Annotated in this window: 12 protein-coding genes; 4 read left to right on the forward strand and 8 right to left on the reverse strand. The window is 74.5% G+C overall.

The annotated features are described in order from the left end of the window. From QC282_RS02595 to QC282_RS02605, 3 genes are all read left to right on the forward strand, one after another. The coding region (locus QC282_RS02595; protein ID WP_279547511.1) for an acyl-CoA carboxylase subunit beta at positions 1-1,536 on the forward strand (1,536 nt) is incomplete at its 5' end. A 157-nt stretch (positions 1,537-1,693) separates the two neighbouring features. After that, positions 1,694-4,513: a beta-L-arabinofuranosidase domain-containing protein gene (locus QC282_RS02600; RefSeq protein ID WP_279547512.1), complete on the forward strand. Its 2,820-nt coding sequence runs from the start codon at positions 1,694-1,696 to the stop codon at positions 4,511-4,513. Between the two features lie 205 nt (positions 4,514-4,718). Beyond that, positions 4,719-5,777 carry a CdaR family transcriptional regulator gene (locus tag QC282_RS02605; protein ID WP_279547513.1) on the forward strand — a complete coding sequence of 353 codons (1,059 nt, stop codon included), beginning with the start codon at positions 4,719-4,721 and terminating at the stop codon, positions 5,775-5,777. A gap of 104 nt (positions 5,778-5,881) precedes the next feature. Here the strand turns inward: QC282_RS02605 and QC282_RS02610 are convergent, their stop codons facing one another. Continuing rightward, positions 5,882-6,697, reverse strand: a complete 816-nt coding sequence (locus tag QC282_RS02610; protein WP_279547514.1) for a LysR family transcriptional regulator substrate-binding protein — start codon at positions 6,695-6,697, stop codon at positions 5,882-5,884. Positions 6,698-6,755: 58 nt separating this feature from the next. Here QC282_RS02610 and QC282_RS02615 point away from each other — a divergent pair, with 58 nt between their 5' ends. Beyond that, positions 6,756-7,148 carry a DUF5997 family protein gene (locus QC282_RS02615; protein ID WP_279547515.1) on the forward strand — a complete coding sequence of 131 codons (393 nt, stop codon included), beginning with the start codon at positions 6,756-6,758 and terminating at the stop codon, positions 7,146-7,148. A 76-nt stretch (positions 7,149-7,224) separates the two neighbouring features. Here QC282_RS02615 and QC282_RS02620 read toward each other — a convergent pair whose 3' ends face one another. The 7 genes from QC282_RS02620 to QC282_RS02650 are packed head-to-tail and all read right to left on the reverse strand — an operon-like array spanning position 7,225 to position 19,549. Next, a complete protein-coding gene (locus tag QC282_RS02620; RefSeq protein ID WP_279547516.1) occupies positions 7,225-8,121 on the reverse strand; it encodes a peptidoglycan-binding protein in 897 nt (298 codons plus the stop codon). Further along, positions 8,121-9,671 (reverse strand): DUF6519 domain-containing protein, encoded by a 1,551-nt coding sequence (locus QC282_RS02625; RefSeq protein WP_279547517.1) that lies wholly within the window; start codon positions 9,669-9,671, stop codon positions 8,121-8,123. The genes QC282_RS02620 and QC282_RS02625 overlap by 1 nt, the downstream gene beginning before the upstream one ends. 57 nt (positions 9,672-9,728) lie before the next feature. Continuing rightward, on the reverse strand, positions 9,729-11,903 hold the full coding sequence (locus QC282_RS02630) for a hypothetical protein (RefSeq protein ID WP_279547518.1): 2,175 nt from the start codon (positions 11,901-11,903) through the stop codon (positions 9,729-9,731). Beyond that, entirely contained in the window at positions 11,903-15,718 is a 3,816-nt protein-coding gene (locus tag QC282_RS02635; protein WP_279547519.1) for a putative baseplate assembly protein, read from the reverse strand. The genes QC282_RS02630 and QC282_RS02635 overlap by 1 nt, the downstream gene beginning before the upstream one ends. After that, on the reverse strand, positions 15,715-18,825 hold the full coding sequence (locus QC282_RS02640; RefSeq protein ID WP_279547520.1) for a putative baseplate assembly protein: 3,111 nt from the start codon (positions 18,823-18,825) through the stop codon (positions 15,715-15,717). The genes QC282_RS02635 and QC282_RS02640 overlap by 4 nt, the downstream gene beginning before the upstream one ends. Then, a complete protein-coding gene (locus QC282_RS02645) occupies positions 18,822-19,214 on the reverse strand; it encodes a GPW/gp25 family protein (RefSeq protein ID WP_279547521.1) in 393 nt (130 codons plus the stop codon). Before QC282_RS02645 ends, QC282_RS02640 begins: the two co-directional genes overlap by 4 nt. After that, entirely contained in the window at positions 19,211-19,549 is a 339-nt protein-coding gene (locus QC282_RS02650; protein WP_279547522.1) for a hypothetical protein, read from the reverse strand. Before QC282_RS02650 ends, QC282_RS02645 begins: the two co-directional genes overlap by 4 nt. Positions 19,550-19,552: the final 3 nt, after the last annotated feature.

The raw sequence follows: 19,552 nt of genomic DNA on the forward strand, positions 1-19,552 counted from the left end.
CCCGATGCCGTGCGCCCGGACCTGGCCGAGGTGCGCCGGCGGCACGCCTTTGGGCTCGACGAGAACCGTCCGGCGGCGGTCGCGAAACGTCACGCGGCCGGTCGCCGCACCGCCCGCGAGAACATCGACGACCTGTGCGACGCGGGCTCGTTCACCGAGTTCGGGGCGCTGGCGGTCGCGGCCCAGCGACGGCGCCGCCCGATGGACGACCTGATCCGGTCCACGCCCGCCGACGGCATGGTCACGGGCACCGGCCGGGTGGACGGTTCGGCGTGCGTGGTGATGTCGTACGACTACACGGTCCTCGCGGGCACGCAGGGGGTGCAGAACCACCGGAAGACCGACCGGATGCTGGAGCTGGCCGGGCAACGGCGGCTGCCCGTCGTGCTGTTCGCGGAGGGCGGCGGCGGGCGGCCGGGCGACACGGACACCACGTCGGTGGCGGGCCTGCACGTGACGACGTTCCACCGGATGGGCCGGCTGAGCGGGCTGGTGCCGCTGGTCGGCATCGCGTCGGGGCGGTGTTTCGCGGGCAACGCGGCGCTGCTCGGCTGCTGCGACGTCGTGATCGCCACGCCCGAGGCGACGATCGGGATGGGCGGGCCCGCGATGATCGAGGGCGGCGGGCTCGGGGTGTTCCGGCCGGAGGAGGTCGGCCCGCTGTCGGTCCAGGTGCCGAACGGCGTCGTGGACATCGCGGTCGCCGACGAGGCGGAGGCCGTGCGGGTGGCCCGGCGGTACCTGTCCTACTTCCGTGGCGCGCAGCCGGGTTGGGAGGCGCCCGACCAGCGGCTGCTGCGGCACGCGGTGCCGGAGAACCGGCGGCGGGCCTACGACGTGCGCCGCGTCGTGACGGGGCTCGCGGACACGGAGTCGGCGCTGGAGCTGCGGTCCGGGTTCGGCGTCGGCGTGCTGACGTTCCTGGTGCGGGTCGAGGGCCGTCCGATGGGGCTGATCGCCAGTAATCCGGGGCATCTGGGCGGGGCGATCGACCGGGACGCGGCCGACAAGACGGCCCGGTTCCTGCAACTGTGCGACGCGTTCGGGCTGCCGGTGGTGTCCCTGTGCGACACACCGGGCTTCATGGTCGGCCCGGACGCCGAACGGACCGCCACCGTACGGCACTTCGCGCGGCTGTTCGTGACCGGCGCGAACCTGCGGGTGCCGCTGGTGAGCCTGGTGCTGCGCAAGGCGTACGGGCTGGGCGCGATGGCGATGATGGGCGGCTCCACGCGCGCCCCGCTGGCCACGGCGGCCTGGCCGAGCGGCGAGTTCGGCGGCATGGGCCTGGAGGGCGCCGTGCGGCTCGGCCACCGCAAGGAGCTCGCGGCGATCGAGGACCCGGCCGAACGGGCGCGGACGTTCGAGGCGCGGGTCGCCGAACTGTACGAGCACGGCAAGGCGGTGAACGCGGCGGCCGCGCTGGAGCTCGACGCGGTGATCGACCCGGCCGCCTCACGGGAGTGGATCCTGGCCGCTCTGGACGGCTGCCCCGAGGTTCCGGCGGGGCACCGGCCGTGCGTCGACACGTGGTAGACCGCGTGCTCGCGCGGAACGTCCGGAACTGACCTCGTCCGGCCCGTTGACGCTCCCCGGCCCCGTACCTATCGTCTGGTCGATCACTCGCACAACGTTCGTCATGTCGAACAGCAAGACATGACTGTCCCGTCCGTGGACCCGTGGAGGCGCACCCATGGCACCGCCCCTCTCCAGACGAACTCTTCTCCAGGCCGCGACCGTGGCCGCGACGGCGTCGGCAGCCTCCCTGGCCGGCGGCGGGCGCGGTCTCGCCGCACCCGCCGCCGGCGCGACGGCCGAGGCGCCGACCGCGTGGACCGTGCGCCCGTTCGCCCTGGAGGACGTCACGCTCCGCCCGGGCCTCTTCGCCGCCAAGCGCGAGCTGATGCTGGAGCACGCCCGCGGCTACGACGTGAACCGGCTGGTCCAGGTGTTCCGCGCCAACGCGGGCCTCCCGACCGGCGACGCGGTCGCCCCCGGCGGCTGGGAGGGCCTGGACGGCGAGGCCAACGGCAACCTGCGCGGGCACTACACCGGCCACTTCCTCACCATGCTGGCCCAGGCCCACCGGGGCACCGGGGAGCGGGTGTTCGCCGACAAGACGGACACCGTCGTGACGGCGCTGACCGAGGTGCGCGAGGCACTGCGCCGCGATCCCGTCGTCCTGAGCACGGACGGCCGCTTCGGCACCGCCGTCGAGAACGTCCGCGGCTCCTACCAGTACGTCGACCTGCCGTCCCAAGTCCTCGGTGGCGCAGCCGCGATCACCCTGTCCGCCTGGGTGCGCCCCACGCACGCCGGGAACTGGGCCCGCGTCCTCGACTTCGGCGACGACACGACCCGCTATCTGTACCTGGCCGCCCGAAACGGCAACGGCGTACCGCGCTTCGCCGTCACCACCTCCGGACCCGGCGGCGAACAGGGCCTCGACGGCACGGCCCCGCTGCCGCTCGACACGTGGAGCCACCTGGCCGTGACCCTCGCGGACGGCACCGGCACGCTCTACGTCGACGGCGCCGCCGTAGCCCGCGACACGTCGATGACGCTGACCCCGGCCGCGCTCGGCACCCTCGCGCACCACTGGCTCGGGCGCTCCCACTTCCCCGCCGACCCGGTGTTCGCGGGCGCCTTCGACGAGTTCAACGTCTGGTCGCGTGCCCTGACCGCCGCCGAGATCGCCGCGTTGCAGGAGGCCCGCGCGGCCGACACCCCCGCGGGCCGCGGCGACCTGGCGTCGTACGCCCTGGACGAGACGTCGGGCAGCACCTTCGCAAACGCCTCCGGCCGGGGCCCGGCCGCCACCCTGCGCCGCACCTGGGGCGGGCCGAGCCACCCCGGGTTCCTCGCGGCGTACCCGGAGACGCAGTTCATCGACCTGGAGTCGATGACCGGCAGCGACTACACGAAGGTGTGGGCGCCCTACTACACCGCGCACAAGATCCTGCGCGGGCTGCTGGACGCCCATCTCGCCACCGGCGACGAGCGGGCGCTGGACCTGGCGTCCGGCATGGGCGACTGGATGCACTCCCGGCTGTCGAAGCTGTCGGCGGCCACCCTGCAGCGCATGTGGGGCATCTTCTCCAGCGGCGAGTTCGGCGGCATCGTCGAGGCCCTCTGCGACCTGCACGGGCTCACCGGAAGGGCCGAACACCTCGCGTCGGCCCGCCTGTTCGACCTCGACCGGCTCATCGACGCGTGCGCCGAGAACCGCGACATCCTCGACGGCCTGCACGCCAACCAGCACATACCGGCCTTCACCGGCTACGTGCGGCTGTACGACGAGACCGGCGAGGAGCGCTACCTCACGGCCGCGCGGAACTTCTGGGACATGGTGGTGCCGGGCCGCATGTACGGCATCGGCGGCACCAGCACCGGCGAGTTCTGGAAGGCCTCCGGCGTCATCGCGGGCACGATGGGGGCGACGACCGCCGAGACCTGCTGCGCGTACAACATGCTCAAGCTGAGCCGGGCGCTGTTCTTCCACGAGCAGGACCCCAAGTACATGGAGTACTACGAGCGGGCCCTCTACAACCAGGTGCTCGGCTCCAAGCAGGACCGGCCCGACGCCAAGAATCCGCTCGTCACGTACTTCATCGGGCTCACGCCCGGCCACGTCCGGGACTACACGCCCAAGCAGGGCACGACCTGCTGCGAGGGCACCGGCATGGAGAGCGCCACCAAGTACCAGGACTCGGTGTACTTCGCGCGGGCCGACGGCAGCGCCCTGTACGTCAACCTCTACAGCCCCGCCACCCTGAAGTGGGCGGAGAAGGGCGTCACCGTCACGCAGACCACCGACTACCCGAGGGAGCAGGGCGGCACGCTCACCGTCGGGGGCGGCAGCGCCTCCTTCGAACTGCGGCTGCGCGTGCCGGCGTGGGCCGGCGCGGGATTCCGCGTGACGGTCAACGGCCGTGCCATACGGGGCAATCCGGTGCCGGGCAGCTACTTCGGCGTGTCCCGGACCTGGCGCGGCGGTGACACCGTGCGGGTGTCCGTGCCGTTCCGGCTGCGGGCGGAGAAGGCGCTCGACGACCCGACCCTGCAGACCCTCTTCCTCGGACCGGTCAACCTCGTCGCCCGCGACCCGTCCACCGACCACCTGAAGGTCGGCCTGTACCGCAACGCGGGCCTCTCCGGAGACCTGCTGCCCAGCCTCACCCCCGTGCCCGGCAAGCCGCTGCACTTCAGCCTGGACGGCGTCGAGTGGGCACCGTTCTTCGAGGGCACCGAGGACCCGACGCACGCGTACGTCCGGCGGTCCGAGCCACGCGTCGTGTTCGGCGGCACCGACTCCGGCGTCGCCAACCCGGCGAGGGCCGGCGGCACCACCCTGCTGGACGAGATCTGGGCCGGGGCACCGTTCGACGACAAGGCAGCGCTGGTGGCGCGGGTGCGGTCCACCGTGGCGGACTGGGTGTCGGCCGGACTGCTCGGGGAGGCCGACGGCGCCAAGGTGGTGAACACGGCGCAGCGGGCCACGTACGCGCCCTGAGTCCGCGCCGATGTGCGGGTGCCCGGTGCCGGACGGCCGTCCCTGACCGCCGGCATCGGGCATCCGCGGCTCCCCACCGGCATCCTGCAGCCCGGGGCCGGGCCCGCGCATTGCCGTGTTCCGGCAACGTTGACTAGCCTCCCAGTGCCGGACGGCGTCAAAGAGGCGTCAACGGCGTCACGGACACAGAAAAAAAGGGGGGCACGTGGGCGAGCCTGTGCGGGCACCGCGGCATCTGGAGGGCTACGCCGAGATCCTGGCCGAGGTGTCGGCGACCGGACGCCGGCTCACCCGTGACGAACTCCAGGCGCGCCGCGCCCTCGGGGAGCGCGCGGCCGACGAGGGTCTGAGCCTGCGCACGCTGGTCCGGCAGCACCTGGAGGCCACCCGGGAGTCCTGGCCCGGCGGCGCCCGCTCCGCGGACCACGTCCTCGCCGCCGTCTCCCAGGCCGTCGACGCGTTCGCCGAGGGCTACGAGCGGGCCCAGCGGCTCGCGGTGCGGCAGGAGGAGGCGGCCCGCCGGGAGTTCATCGACGACCTGCTGTACGGCCGCAGCGATCTCGGGCGGCTCGCGGAACGCGCCGAGCGGTTCGGGCTCGTGCTGTCCCGGGCGCACGCCGTCGCGGTGGCCCGGGGCCCGGAGGCCTACGACGACACCGCGCCCGTCACCCGCCGGGTCGAGGCCGAGCTCATCGCCCGCTTCGGCGACCGGCGCATCCTGCTCACCACCAAGAACGGGCTGCTGATCTGCATCGCGCCCGGTGAGCAGGACGACGTGCTGACGTACTTCGCGAAGCAGGCGCACGCGGCGACGGACTTCAGCCGGGTGGCCATCGGCCGCCCGCAGCCCGGCGCGGGCGGCGTCGTCCATTCCTACGAGGAGGCGCTGAGCACCCTCGACCTCGCCGAGCGACTGGAACTCCAGGACCCGGTGCTGCGCGCCGCCGACCTGCTGGTCTACCCGGTGCTCACCCGGGACCGGCAGGCGATGGCCGACCTGGTGCTGAGCGCGCTGGGCCCGCTGCGGGACGCCCGGGGCGGCGCCGAGCCACTGCTGCGGACGCTGGAGGTGTACTTCGAGTCCGGCTGCACCGCCGCCGAGGCCGCCCGCCGCCTCAGCCTGAGCGTGCGCGCGCTCACCTACCGCCTGGAACGCATCCGCGGCCTCACGGGCGCCGACCCGTCCGACCCGGTGCACCGCTACACACTCCAGACGGCCGTGATCGGCGCCCGGCTGCTGGGCTGGCCGGCCAACGAGCTGTGAGCGCGGCGGCGCCTGCGGCCCACGGTCCCGGGCGCGCCGGGCGTCTCGCGGCGGCGGGCGGGGCGGGCGCGGACGCCGCCCCGCGCGCGTGACGCGGTGGTGTGCTACCCACGCCCCCGCGGCTTGCCCCGGCGGGCGCCCTTCGGGCCGGCCGAGCCGCGCCGCGCGCCCTTGGCGCCGGTCTTCCCGCCGCCCGCCTTGCCCGCGCCCGACCTGCTCGCGCCGCCCTTGCCGGCGTCCGCCCTGCCCGTCCCGGTCTTCCGGCCGGCCGTGTCGCGGCGGGTGTCGGACTCGGCGGTGGACCGGGTGCGGCCCCGGGTGCTGTTGACCGTGCGGCCCCGGACGATGCCGATGAAGTCCTCCACCTCGTCGGTGGTCGCCGCCTCGGGCCAGGACAGCGCGACCCGCGACTCGGGGGCGTCCTTCAGCGGCCGGTACGTGAGGTCCTTGCGGTGGTGCAGCCGGGCCAGCGACAGCGGCACGACGAGCACGCCGATGCCCGCCGCGACCAGCTCGACGGCGTCCGCCGTGGTCGCGGGCCGCTCCAGCGCGGGCCGGCCGGGCAGGCCCCGCTCCCAGTCCAGGACGTCGTCGAGGGGGTGCAGCACGATGTCGTCGGCCAGGTCCTGCGGGGTCACCTCGTCGACCGCCGTGACGAGGTGGTCCTTGGGCACCACGACGACCGTCTGCTCCGTGTAGAGCGGGATCGCGCTGAGGACCGCGCGGTCCACCGGCAGCCGCACCAGACCCGCGTCCGCACCGCCGCCCACCAGCAGGTCCCGCGCCTCGGCGGCGGATGCCAGCAGCAGGGTCAGCGGGGTGTCGCGGTGCCGCTCGTTCCAGACGCGCAGCCACTTGTCGGGCGTCACACCGGGTACGTACACCAGCCGGAACGAGGGGGTTTCTGCCGAGCCTGTCACCGGGCCAGGCTACCGGGCGTGGTCGGGAACCGGTCACGCGCTCGATACCCTGGTCGTCATGAAGTCGCACCAGAGCACCCAGACGATGAAGCCCGCGACCGCGGCGAAGAAGCTGGGTGTGTACCTCGAGGCCACCCCCGCCGAGTTCCGTGAGGGTGTCGTCTCGCGCGCCGAGCTGAACGCCCTGCAGACCGATCCGCCCGAGTGGCTGCGGGAGCTGCGGCGCACCGGCCCGCACCCCCGGCCGGTGGTGGCGGCGAAGCTGGGCGTGTCGATCTCCGGGCTCGCGCGCGGCGGCGTCACCGAGCCGCTGACCACCGAGCAGATCGAGGCGCTCAAGGAGGAGCGCCCCGAGTGGCTGGAGCGGGAGCGCGCCACGCAGGCCGAGGTCCGCAAGGAGGCCGAGCGCGTGAAGAAGAAGCAGACGGAGGACGCCGAGCAGGCCGGCTAGGCCGGGCGGTTTTCCGGACCCATGTCGTCCGGCGTGCCCCTCCCCGGTGCCGCACCGGAGAGGGGCACGCCTGTGTTCACGTGCGGCGGGCGGGCACCTTCAGCCGGTCCCAGCTGACCTTGCCGGGGATGCCGTCGGCGTCCTTGCCGGTGAAGCCGAGCTTCTGCTGCCAGGCCGCGTAGGAGCGGCGGTCGGCCTCGGTCCACTCGGGGCCGGGGCCCTCCTCGTAGCGGCTGCAGCCCTCGGCGACCAGGCGGCGGCCCATCGCGGTGACGACCGGGGAGTTCTGCCCCGGGTGGAAGAAGGCCGAACCGGGGAACGGCTCGTACGACGGCTTCGGCTGCGGCTTCGGGTCGGGGTCCTTGCCGCCGCCTCCTCCGCCGCCCTTGAGCCGGTCGGCGATGCGCCTGCGCATGCCGTCCATGGTGAAGCCGCGCGGGTCCTGCTTGCCCGGTTGCCACTCCTTGTGGCCGATGACGGACCGCTCGCTCCAGCCGTGGTGCCGGCATATCGCGGCGGCGGCCTTCTCGATGGCCTCCTTCTGCGCCTCGGGCCAGGGGTCCTTGCCGTCGCCGAGGTTGATGCACTCGAAGCCGTAGAAGTGCCGGTTGCCGTCGGTGTCGGCCTCGTTGTCCGACGGGAGTCTCGTCTCGTTGATCACCGCGCGCAGTACGTCGCTGTCGCCGAGTCCGGCGTGGTTGGCGCGGCCGTTGCCGACGAGGTGGATGTGGCCCTTCTTGTCTATGACGCCGTGGCACAGCGGTCCCGGCAGGCCGGAGTAGCCGTTGTAGCAGATGTTCACGGACGCCTCGGTGCCCGAGGTGACGGTGTGGTGGATCATCACGCCGTTCACCGGGCCCCAGGGTCCCTTGGTGTTGCGGTTGTGGGTGCGCCAGTTGCGCACCTCGTGGACCGTCAGGCCCTCGGCGCGCAGGATCTCCACCATCTTGGAAGCGCTCAGGGGCTTCGCCATCACTCGTCTCCTTCCACCGCGGCCTCGGCCTCGGCCGTGGTCTGCGACCGGCCCCGGGAGGGGTCGGCCTCGGCGGCGAGCTCCTCCCGGCGGGCCTGTTCCTCCGCCGCGAGCGTCGCCTCGTCGGCCGCGGGCACGCTGCTGGCCAGCGGCCCGAAGGCGCGGCGCAGGTCGACGGCCCCGGCCTCGCCCTTGACCAGGGCCAGCGGGGCGAAGTGGCGGGCGATGCCGGCGGGCGCCCGCAGCAGGGGGCGGCGCGCGGCGTCGGCCGGCCACTCGACGCTGCCGGTGGCGGTGCGGGCGGGGATGATCCAGTGGTCGCCGGTGCGGTAGGTGCCGCCCTTGGCGAAGTACACCTCGACGCCGTCCTCCAGGGGCAGCCACTCCCCCTCCTCGACCCGGACCGCGCCGTCGCGCAGGGCGGCGGTGCGGCCCTTGCGCCGGGGTCCCTCGTGCTGGTCCCAGCGCCGCAGGAAGGGGTGCAGGTGGGGCAGGCGTCCGACGGTCGGGCCGGGTTCGCCGGACAGCCGCACCCGGCGGCCGGGCAGGTCCAGTTCCTCGACCCGCAGCAGCGGCAGGGCTTCGAGTCGGGAGGCGTAGGCGGTGTCCACGAACTCGACGTGGTCGCCGACGTCGAGGTCCAGCTTGTCGTCGTGGCCGAGGGACGCCAACCGCACCCAGGTGCCGTCGAGTTCGTCGACCGGGAAGACCACCGAGCCGTTCTCGCGGGACCACTTGAAGGTGGCCTCGCCCGCCTCGCCGCCGGCGTGGACCTCCACGCGGTACAGCTGGTTCTCCGGGCCCCGGTAGCGGGCGTCCGGCTTGACCAGGCACGGGTCCTCGTCGGCGTGGTCGGGCCGCTCGCTGCGGGCGGCGAGTCGGGCCGAGGGTGCCGCCCGGCGCTTCGCCCAGTCGTCGAAGGCGGCGCGGACGACCTCCTTCGACGGCTCGGGGTCCTCGATCCGCAGATCGGCCAGGGAGAGCGGCAGTACCTGCCAGACGACCTTGACGCGGGCCGCGGTGTCCGGCATCGCCGCGCCCAGGGCGACCTCGCGCAGCGCCGGGTCCTCGGCCGCGGTGACCGAGCGTTCCCACACCAACAGGTAGACCACGAACGGCGCCTGGGCGGGCGAGGGCAGCCGGTCGCCGGGCTTCTCCGGGTCGCGGAAGCCGTCGGGCTGGTCCCAGTAGGTCCAGTGGGCGAGCGGCTCGGCGGTCTCCTGCTCGGCACCGTCCTCGTCCGGCACGGGTGTCCCCGGTGCCGGGCGGGTGGCGTCGCACAGGATGCCGTCCACGTAGTAGCGGCCGCCGTGGATGTGCAGGGTGTCGAGGTCGTGCTTGCCGCCCACGTACTCGATGCGGAATCCGGCGGCGTCGCGCGGCCCGCCGTAGGGCCCGATCAGGTCGGCGGCGAGGGTGCGGGCCCGGTGGAGCTGGATGGCGGCCTGTTCGTTGAGGTCCGCGTCGAGCTGGACGCGGCCCTGCTGGGCGACGACCGCGGAGTAGTGCCGCTCCGGGCGGAACGTGGAGCGGGAGAGGTCAGCGTGCATGTATGGGGTCCCCCTGGTTCGGGAAGGTGCGTGCGGGTTCGGTGGCTCTGCGGTCGCTCACGTCACGAAGAAGATCCCGGCGTCGGTGCCCGCGGGCGCGTACTCCGCGAGCCGTGCCCGCAGGCCGTCCTCGCGCTGCGGCCGGTACAGGTCGTGGCAGGCGCCCATCTCGGCGCCGTCGTCCGCGCCGCGCCGGATCTCCTCGGCACACCGGTCGGCGAGCAGCCCGTACCAGGGCGTCCCGTAGCGCTGCGAGGCGAACAACGGCCTGACGCGGCCTGCCTGTCCGGTCCCGGCGAGGTCCGGCTGGCAGCGGTGGCGGCGCGGTGTCCGGGACCCGGCGGGCACGTACGAGTACCGCAGGCAGCCGATGCCGCGCCGGGCCACGTGCAGGCGCCCGGTGAACACCGAGTTCTCCGCGATCCGCACGGCGTGGGTGTGGATCTCGCCGATGACGGTGGTGCGGTGCAGGTGCAGCACGGCGTGGGCGTGGCGGCAGTCCGGGGCGGACAGCGCCTCGCGGTGGTCGGAGGTGGCGTCCACGACGCTGTCGCGGATGTGGATGGCGAGGGGGTCCTCGCTCACCTCGTCGCCGATGACCTCGATGGTGCCGAGGATGCTGTGCTCGACCTGGAGGCAGGCGGTGGTGCGTTCCAGGACGACGCTCGGTTCCTCCGGCGAGTGCGGCTCGCACTGGGGCTCCAGCGACCAGCCCGGTACGAGGGTGCAGTGCCGCAGGACGACGGAGCCCACCGGGCCGGTGACGTTGATGCCGCGTCCGGCGACGAGCAGCCCGTCCAGGACGATGCCGGGCCGCTCGTGCGGGGCGCAGTCGCCGGACACCGCGCGGACGTTGAGGGCGTCGGGGCGGTTGCTGTACCAGTCGAGCAGTCGGATCACCGGACGGGTGCCCTCGGCGGCGCGCACCTCCAGCCGGTCGCCCGGGTCCAGGTCGAAGTCGAGCTGTTCCTGGTAGGCGCCGCTGTGCGTGATCTCGATGATGCCCGCGGGCCCGGTGCGGTCGGCCCGGCGGTCGTGCTGCCAGGCCCGGTAGGCGTCCATGATCTGCCGGTAGGGCTGTCCGGGCCCGACCCGGTAGACCTCGGCGTCGGGCCGCGGTTCGCGGTCGCGCTCGTATGCGCCGCCGCCCATGTCGGCGCCGAACGCGTAGTGGTAGTCCACCCACACGCCCTGCCGGGGCGCGGTCCGGGAGCCGAACGCGATCCGCCCGAGCTCGGGGTCCACGGCGACCTGGCCGCGCCTGGGCCGGTAGCGCCAGTCGGACAGGTCGGCGACCACGATGTCGGAGGGCGGCACGGGCCGGTCCTCGCCGTCGCGGCGGATGACGAGGCTCTTGCCGGGGCCGTAGTAGTCGAGGAGCCGGTCGTGCAGCAGGCGGCGGGTGACGAACGCCGGGACGTTGTCGACGGCGGCGATGTGCGCGGGCGAGGGTTCCGGGAGGGCCTTGGTGACCAGCGGGGTGTCGTTGCCCAGGATGGAGAAGGTGTACAGGTTGCGGGCGCGGTCGACGCAGTACGCCGGGGACCGGGTGAGCGAGTACGCCTTCAGCCGCCAGACGAACAGGGCCACGCCGGCCGGGGTCAGGCCGCCCTGCCGGTGCCGGGAGTCGGCGCGGCGGACGTCGACCGTGCGGGCCGTGGCCCCGAACGGGCCGCTCTGGAGGGCGAGTGCGGCGCCGTCGCGGAGGTCGGCGAGCCGGCCGCGGTCCCCCCGCCGCCCGCTCCCGTAGAGCTTCACGGGCTGGGTGTGGGAGACCTGCCGGGACAGTTCGACGGCCCGCGCGGGCCAGTTGGCCACCTGCTCGGACAGCTCCTCCAGCAGGTGCAGGGTGCCTTTGCGGCGGCGGCTCGCGACCGTGCCGGCCACGTCTTGGCGCGGGGCGACCGCCTCGGCGAGTGCGGCCCGGCCGCCGTCGTGCAGGCCGGTGGTGAGGACGCGTTCGTAGCCGGGCAGTGTGCGGTAGCCGACGAGGTCGCCGAGGTAGGGCAGCACCCAGGGCGCGGCGGTCTCCACGAACAGGTCCTCGTAGCCCTGCTGGACGCCGTCGCGGACCCGGTCGAGCTGTTCGCTGATCACGGCGAGCAGGGCGCGCAGCGGCTCGCCCTCCTCGGCGTCGCGCAGCCGGTGCCATCGGGGCAGCAGCGCGGCGAGCCCGTCGGGGTCCCCGGTCACCGCCGGGGCGGGCGTCGCGGGCGGGGTGTCCGGGGACATCACTTGACCTCCGTAAGGATCAGGGTGTCGGCGGCCCGCGGTGACAGCATGGCGAGCTGGGCGGGGCGGACGCCGCGGAAGACGAACACCGACCTGCCCCTGGCCAGGCGCCGGGTGTCGGTGATGTCCGGGTTGAGGCGCAGGAGTTCGGCGAGCGGGACGCCGTACCGGGCGCAGACCGACGTCAGGGTCTCGCCTTTGTCGTCGCGGACGGTGTGGACCTTCTCGTCGTACGTCGCGGGGTGCGCCGGGACGGTCGCCCTGGGCGGGCCGGGGTCGGTGAGCAGGGCGGTGAGCTCCTCGGGGGTGGCGGAGGAGGGCACGCCGGTGAAGACGTCGACGTCCATGTGGTCGACGCCGGGCACGGAGTGCGCCGTGGCGAGCACCTCGGACAGCCGGGCGGGCCGGGCCAGTTCGCGTCCGTCGAAGCCGAGCCGGCGCAGCAGGGCCTGCCGCAGCCGCGGTTCGACGATCTCCCACGTGTGGTCGGGCGCCACCTTCACCTTGGCGGCGAGCAGCAGCAGGACCAGTTCGCGGGCGTCCACGCGGACGGGAAGGCCGGCGTCGCCGTACTCGGTGAGCGCGCCGCGCAGGGCGCGCAGGGTGGCGGAGTCGCCCGCGACGGGCACGTCGTCGGTGCCGGCGACCGTCACGTGCAGCACGCGCCGCCGTCCGTCGAAAAGTTCGCGTGCGGCGGCCCGGCCGATGCCGGCGCGGGAGCGGGCGAAGTCCTCGTAGTCGGCGGCGGACACCAGCCGGTCCAGGGCGGACACGGCGAGCGGGATCGTGCGGCGGGTCAGGCCGGGGCCGTCCGCGTCGGCGCCGCCCGTCGCCGGGCGCGGGTTGGTGACCGCGGTGACGCCGAGCGGGCGGGTGAGGGGCTGGGTGACGCGGTCGGCGGGCACGTTGGCGGCGCGGCCGGTGCCGAAGCGGTAGCGGGCGCGGACGTTCTCGTGGCCGGTGGGCAGGCGGGCGCCGTGCACGCCGTCCCCGAAGGTGACCGTGGTGCGTCCGCCGGCCGTGGAGCCGGTGATGTAGACGCGTTCGGCCGGGCCGCGTCCGGCGAGGCTGTCGACCTCGTGCCACAGCACGCCGTCGACGCGGATCTCCAGCACGGGTGTCGCGCCGAGGGGGTTGTCGTCGGCGAGCCAGGTCAGCGGGGACTGCCACAGCGCGAACGTCTGGTTCGTGCGGTCCGAGTCGCCGCTGCCGATGGCCTCCTCGCGGCTCTCGCCGTGGGTGGCCTCGACGACGTTGCCGAGGATGCGCACGGTCTCGCGCCGGTAGCGGTGGGCGAGGCCGGCGGTGAGGGCGAGCCGGGTGTGGACGTGGTCGCCGGGCAGTTGCGGGTCGACGGCCGGTTCGGCGGCGGCGACGGTGACCACTTCGGTGGCCCTGACGCCCGCGACGCCCGGGATGTCGGAGCGTTCGCCGGTGACGATCAGGGTGCGGCCGGGGCGCAGGCCGTCGTACAGCTCGGCGAGTTCGATCTCGTTGCCGTGCACGTCCTCGCCGAGCGGCTCGTCGGCCAGGAGGAGCGGTTCGCCCGCGGCGTACACGGTGGTGTCGCGGATGTGGGACAGCAGGACGTCGAACTCGTCCAGCCAGGGGTCGGCGAGGGTGAGTTCGGTGCCGCGGCCGGTGATGCCGTAGTTGGTGTACACGGCGGTGCGCGCGGCGACCACCTGGGTGGTGACGAACGCCAGTTCCGGGTCGCCGGGTACGCCGTCGTCGGCTCCCTTGGCGGGGCGTCGCACGGCCACCCAGCCGCCGACGGTGATGCCCTCGTGCACGGTGTCCAGTTGCAGGACGCGGCGGTTGACGGGTTCGGGCTTGCTGGCGATGACGATCTCGACGTGGGGCTCGGCGCTGCCCACCGTGTACTTGAGGCTGATCTCGTGATCGCCGTGCGTGAACTGCTCGCTGCTGCCGGGCCGCAGAGCGACCTGCTCGGAGGTGCCGTTGTGGACGCCGACGTGGACGAGGCCCTCGTTGTCGGGCCGCGACACGAAGACGGTGCGTTCGGGCAGGCCGGAGTGGAGGCGGGCGGTGACGCCGGGTTCCTGGGAGCCGGCCGGGATGGGGGTCCCCCCGCTCGAGCGAAGTCGAGAGTGGGGGAGGTTGAGCCAGCTCAGGTCGCGGTCCTGGCCGGAGCGCACCGACAGGTCGACCCGGCCGGGGCCGAGCGTGAAGGCGACGGGCTGGGCGACGGGCAGGTTCTCCGCGCGCTGGTCGGAGCTGCTGCCCTCGACGTACTGGAACTCGGCCCGCACCGGGGTTTTGCCCGCGGTGTCGTACACGACGCGCATGCTCGCCAGTACGGCGCCGGTCAGCGGCCAGTCGGCGGTGCGGATGACCCGGCCGCGGTCGTCCTGGACGGGCTTGAGCGGGGCCGTCGCGCCGAACGGGGCGGCGGTGACGCGCAGGGCGAGCAGTTCGCGCAGGAGCTGCGGCGTGCCGGGCGCGGCCGCCGTGCGCCAGGCCGGGTAGAGGCTGCCGAGGCCGGGGTCGAGGGCGGACAGCAGGCGGGCGGTGTCGGTGCTGGGACGCTGCGGTCCGAGGGCGCCCCGGGGTGCGGGTGCGCTGCCGCGCAGGGCGGGCAGTACGGCGCCGAGGGCGCGCAGGGCGGCCTCCTGGGGGGCTGCCGTGTTGCGGGGGCCCGACGGACTCGCCGCGGCCGCCGCGGCGGCGGGTTCGGCGGTCCGGGCGGGCGCCAGCGCCAGGGCTCGCTCGGCGAGTTCGGCGAGCACCGCCTCCAGCTGTGCGAACCAGGCCGCCACGTCCTCGTACGGCGTGGCCAGCACCTGTGCCTCGCCGAGACGGGCGACGGGTTCGGCGAGGCGGGCCGCGAGCCGCTCGGGGGTCCTGACGCCGTCCAGGTCGGCGCGCAGCGGCGTGAGGACCTGGTCCTCGAAGTCCTCGATCAGGCGGCTGACGGGCCGCGGGTTGGGCACCTCGGGCGTGGGCGGTTCGTCGCCGGGCTCGCCGGGCCCGGCGGGGTCGGTGGTCCAGCGCCGTACCTCGTCGACGAGTTCCTTCAGGGTGGGCGGGGCCGACTGCGGCAGGGAGATCGCGGTGACGTCGTCGTCGCGGTCGACGCGGACTCCGGCGACCGGCAGGAGTTTCCGCTCGCCGCCCGCGCGTTCCCCGAACACGAACAGCAGTTGGTCGCCGGTGCGCAGGGAGGCGGAGGTGCCCGCGACAAACAGCTGGGAGCGCTTCGCCAGGTCCTGCGGGGTGACCAGGGAGGGCCTGCGGCGGCGGACCTTCAGCTCGTTGAAGTCCCAGCGGGCGGTCAGGTCCCGGCTGGTCTCGAAGGTCAGCGACTCCTCGTCGGCGGACGCGGGCACGCTGTGGCTGCGGGCGCCGCGCGGCACGACGACGGGCAGGGCCTCGGCGCGCGGGTCGCGTTCGAGGGTGTACGCCAGGTGCGTCGTCGCGGCCACGCCGGGGCGCGGCCGGTGTCCGACGAGCCGGCCGAGCAGCACCAGGGAGCGGTGCTCGTTGGCCGTGCGGACGTAGGCCTCGTCGGCGATCCGCTCGGAGTGGAAGGTCAGCAGGTCGCCCAGGACGGCGGTGGCGTCGAGAAGCCCGATCGCCGGGTCGTCGGGCGTACGGACGGTCAGGCCGTGCAGGGCCGGGTAGGCGGGTGAGGCGAGCCGGTCGAGGAGGGCGGCCAGGAAGGAGCCGTACTCGCCGACGCGGTAGTCCAGCGCGGTGCGGCCGGGCGGGTTGTGGAGCGGGGCGGGCGCGAGCTGCTCGTCGTGGCCGCCGCGGCAGGCGCCGCCGCAGGTGCACTCGTCGGTCGCGGTCATCGCGTGCCTCCCAGGGAAATCGCCAGCCGCCCGTTCTCCGGCCGGTCCGGGTCGTTGTCGCAGGTGGCGATCTCCAGCGGGCCGAGCCGCAGCACGCCGTCCTCCCGTTCTCCTCGGTCCTCCTCGAACAGCCGCCGCAGCCGGGTCACTTCGACGCTCTCCACACCGGGGACGGCCGCCGCGGCGGCGACCAGGCGGCTGAGCCGCACCGGTTCGCCGAAGGTCAGCGCGTCCGGGTGGAAGAAGCCGAGCCGCCCGCCGGGCAGCCGGCCGTTGCCCAGTACGCGGTACAGCTCGGCGAGGATCTGCCCGTGCTGGTGGCCGGGCGCGGCGCACACGGTCAGTTCGACGTCGAGCGGCACCAGGCGCGCGGGCCCGACGACGAGGTCGTGGCCGATGCGCCGGTACGTCTCCAGGACCTGGGTCACCGCGTCCAGCAGCTGGGGTGACGGGGCGCCGGTGCCGTGCGCGTCGACGGCGACGTGCGCCTCCTGGACGCTGCCGGTCCAGCGGAGGGCGGCGGCGGCCCGCCGCACGCCGGGCAGGGCGGAGGCGAGGGCCGCGTAGTCAGCGGCGGTGATGGCGCGCAGCCGGGTGCGGCGCAGGTCGAGCGGCGCCAGCTGGCGTACCTGCTCGACGGGTTCGGGCTCGGTGCCGCCGGTGGCGGGCAGCGGGTTGCGGACGGCGGCGATCGGCGCCTCGCACCCGTCCCGTACGACGAGGTGGTTGATGGCCTCCGCGCCGACGTTGCCCGCGGTGCCGCCGCCGAGCCGGTAGCGCAGGGCGAGGCGGGCTCCCGGGGTGGGCCGCGCGCCGTGCCGGCCGTCGCCGAAGCGCAGCGCGAGCCGCCCGTCGTCCTCCAGCTCACCGACGAAGTGCCGCTCGCGCGGGCCGCTGCCGAGCAGGTCGCGGCGCGGCTCCCACTCCAGGTCGCCGTCGAGGACGCGCACGGCGGGCAGGGCGCGGCGCGGGTCCTGGGCGAGGGCGGCGGCCGCGGGGCCGCGCAGCACCTCCTCACCGGGGTGCAGTCCCGCCGCGTAGCCAGGTCCCCAACTGTGCGCGATCTCCCACGCGATGTGCCCGTCGAGGACGGTGCCCGCGCGGGCGCGTGCGGCCAGGATCTCCACGCGGCGCAGCTTGGCGTCGAGCAACCGGTCACTGCGGTGCAGGAGTTCGCGCAGCGCGCGGACCGGGTGGCGGCGCAGTTCGAGGCGTTCCAGTACGTCCAGGCCGTAGATCACGGCGAGTTCGGCGATCTCCGTCTCGCCGAGGCCGTCCCGGTCGCGGGCGCTGCGCCACAGCTCCACGAGGCGCTGCCGCACCCGGTCCGGGATGGCCGCGATCCGCTCGGCCTGCCCCCGGGCGACGACGGCCCGGTCGGGGAACGGCACGGTCTGCGTGACGGGCGTCCGGCCGAGGACGGGACGGAAACGGGGCCGTGTGCCGGGGTACACGGACTGCGCGAGCAGGGTGCGCAGCGCGGCGGCCTGGGCGTAGGCGGTGCCGGGCACGACGCGTTCGTGCCGCTGCCCGGCGCGTTCCAGGCCGAGTCCGGCGCGGTTGACGGCCCTCTCGCCGACCACGCCGAAGAGTTCGCGGACGTCGTCGGGTCCGAGGACCCGGCCGTCCTCCGTCCGGTCGGTGAGCGCGTTGATCAGCCGGGCGGGCGCGTTGCCCTGCTCCGGGTCGGCACAGCCGAAGGCAGCGGGGTCGCAGGGTGCGGTGACGGCCGGGTCGGGCGGCACGGTGACCGTCTCGGGCAGGCCGGTGAGCGTGCGTCCGTGGTCGACGAGGACGACGTTGCCGCGCACGAGGGTGACGTCCTCGACGGGCAGGCAGTCCCGTCCGGCGCGGGTGGTGAGGCAGAACGGGAAGCGCAGGGCGTCCTCGGCGGCCCAGGTGACCTCCAGGACCGGCTGGTCCTCGATGCGGTCGAGGCCGGGGGTGACGGAGGTGAGGCGGACGGCCTGGCGGTGGGCCGGGTCGGCGTCGCCGGAAGTGCCGGTGCGCGGGCCCCTGACCTCCTCGAACACGACGACGTCCCCGGGCCGCAGCGCGAGGCGGCGCTCCCGGCAGGTCTCCCGGTCCACCCACGCGTCCCGCAGGGTCGCCGAGGTGGCGCCCGCGGGCAGGGCGCACACCTCGCCGCCCCACGTCCACAGCCGGATCGCGTTGTGCGCGGCGCGCAGTTCCAGCGGGTCGGCCGCGACGACCGGTTCGAAGACCTCGACCGAGCCGCGTTCGTCCAGGTCGCCGAGGTCGTTCTCGTCGATGACCGTGCCGGGTTCGGGGCGGTCGTGCGGGTCGAGGCTGCGGACGTCGACGGAGGCGAAGCGGAACGTGCCCGGGGCGAGCGTCTGGTCGTCGGCCGTGCGGACGGTGACGTAGGCGCGGGCGTTGCAGCCGTCGTGCATCGCGTAGTCGATGAGCCGGACGTGCCGGCGCACCGAGACGCGGCGGCGCGCCGTGTCGAGGTAGGCCTCGGTGGCGACGGCGTCCTGCTGGTAGCTGATCCGGTCGCCGGTGTACGCGAGCAGTTCGACGAGGGTGGTGCCCAGGTCGGCGGGGTTGCGCTCGACCCAGTCGGGGGTGGTGAGCGCGAGCCGGTCCAGGAGCAGCTTGCGGATGGTGTCGTAGTCGCGGGCCGTGTAGTCGATGACGGGCGCGGCCGGGAAGACCGTGTCCGCGCCGTGGTCGTCCTTGCAGTCGAACGGTGTCGGGCAGTCGGGCCGGAACACGAACGTCGCGCTGTGGTAGCGCTGGTCGAAGCCGCGGTACGGCTCGCTGCCGGGCCGCCCGTACGGGTCGGTCTCGACCAGGGACAGCCGGTAGCGGGAGGTGTCGCCGGCCCGGTCGACGGTGACGTACAGCCGGTCGTCGAGCTCCGGGTCCTCCTCGCGTTCCACGCTGAGGTCCACTGCGGTGATGCCGGTGACGCGTCGGCCGCCGTCGATGCGGACGTTCTCCGGGCCCAGCCCCTGCGGTGCCTTGCCGAGGAAGGTGACGGTGAGCAGCAGCCCGTCGTCGCTCACCTCGACGGCGTCGATGCCGTTGAGCTGCGCCGCGCGGGCCTTGGCCCGGCGGGACGTGGTGGCGGCGCTGGTCACGCGGCCCTCCCTTCGAAGACGTCGTCGCGCCGTGCGCCGGTGGCGCGCACGGCGTACGACAGGTGCACGCGGACGAGGTGGTCCTCGCTGACGACGTCGAGGGCCTCCACCTCGATCAGGTCGCCGAGCCAGCGCTGGAGCGCGGCCTGCACGGACAGCTCCAGGGTGTTGATCAGCTCCGGGCTGTTGGGCGCGAACACCAGGTCCAGCAGCCCGCAGCCGAAGTCGGGGCGCATCACGCGCTCGCCGGGACTGGTGAACAGCAGCTGTTCGATGAGGTCGTGGACGTGCTCGCCGTGCCGGGCGTGCGCGGTGCGTCCGCGGCGGTCGGCGCGGAACGGGAACGCGATGTCGGAGCGGGGCCGGGTGTCCCGGCTGGTGGGGCTCATCGGACGGTGACCTTTCGCTGCGCGGCCTGGACGACGGGCGGCCCCTGCGGGACGAAGGCCGCGGAGAGGCACTGCGCCGCCGAACTGTCGAGCAGCACGGGCCGCCCGTCGACAGTGATGCCGGACTCCTCGGCGGCGGCCCAGCGGACCGTGACGCACGGTGACGGCACCCCGCTCGCGGTGTGCGGGCAGCCGGTGACGACGTACTGGTGGGCGGCCGTCGAGACGGCGGCGCCCGCGACCCGCACTCCCCCGGCGGATGGCCCGGCAGCGGTGACACGGCCGCCGTGCGGGCAGCCGATCACGGCGTCGGAGACGAGCAGACTCCCGGTCAAGGT

It is taken from the genome of Streptomyces sp. DH24 (genome assembly GCF_029813775.1).
Taxonomy (GTDB): domain Bacteria; phylum Actinomycetota; class Actinomycetes; order Streptomycetales; family Streptomycetaceae; genus Streptomyces.

What these genes read in the sequence shown, in the direction of transcription:
- QC282_RS02600 (WP_279547512.1), top strand. Translation starts at nt 1,694, where the DNA reads ATGGCACCGCCCCTCTCCAGACGAACTCTTCTCCAGGCCGCGACCGTG.
- QC282_RS02615 (WP_279547515.1), top strand. Translation starts at nt 6,756, where the DNA reads ATGAAGTCGCACCAGAGCACCCAGACGATGAAGCCCGCGACCGCGGCG.
- QC282_RS02620 (WP_279547516.1), bottom strand. Translation starts at nt 8,121, where the DNA reads ATGGCGAAGCCCCTGAGCGCTTCCAAGATGGTGGAGATCCTGCGCGCC.
- QC282_RS02625 (WP_279547517.1), bottom strand. Translation starts at nt 9,671, where the DNA reads ATGCACGCTGACCTCTCCCGCTCCACGTTCCGCCCGGAGCGGCACTAC.
- QC282_RS02630 (WP_279547518.1), bottom strand. Translation starts at nt 11,903, where the DNA reads ATGTCCCCGGACACCCCGCCCGCGACGCCCGCCCCGGCGGTGACCGGG.
- QC282_RS02635 (WP_279547519.1), bottom strand. Translation starts at nt 15,718, where the DNA reads ATGACCGCGACCGACGAGTGCACCTGCGGCGGCGCCTGCCGCGGCGGC.
- QC282_RS02645 (WP_279547521.1), bottom strand. Translation starts at nt 19,214, where the DNA reads ATGAGCCCCACCAGCCGGGACACCCGGCCCCGCTCCGACATCGCGTTC.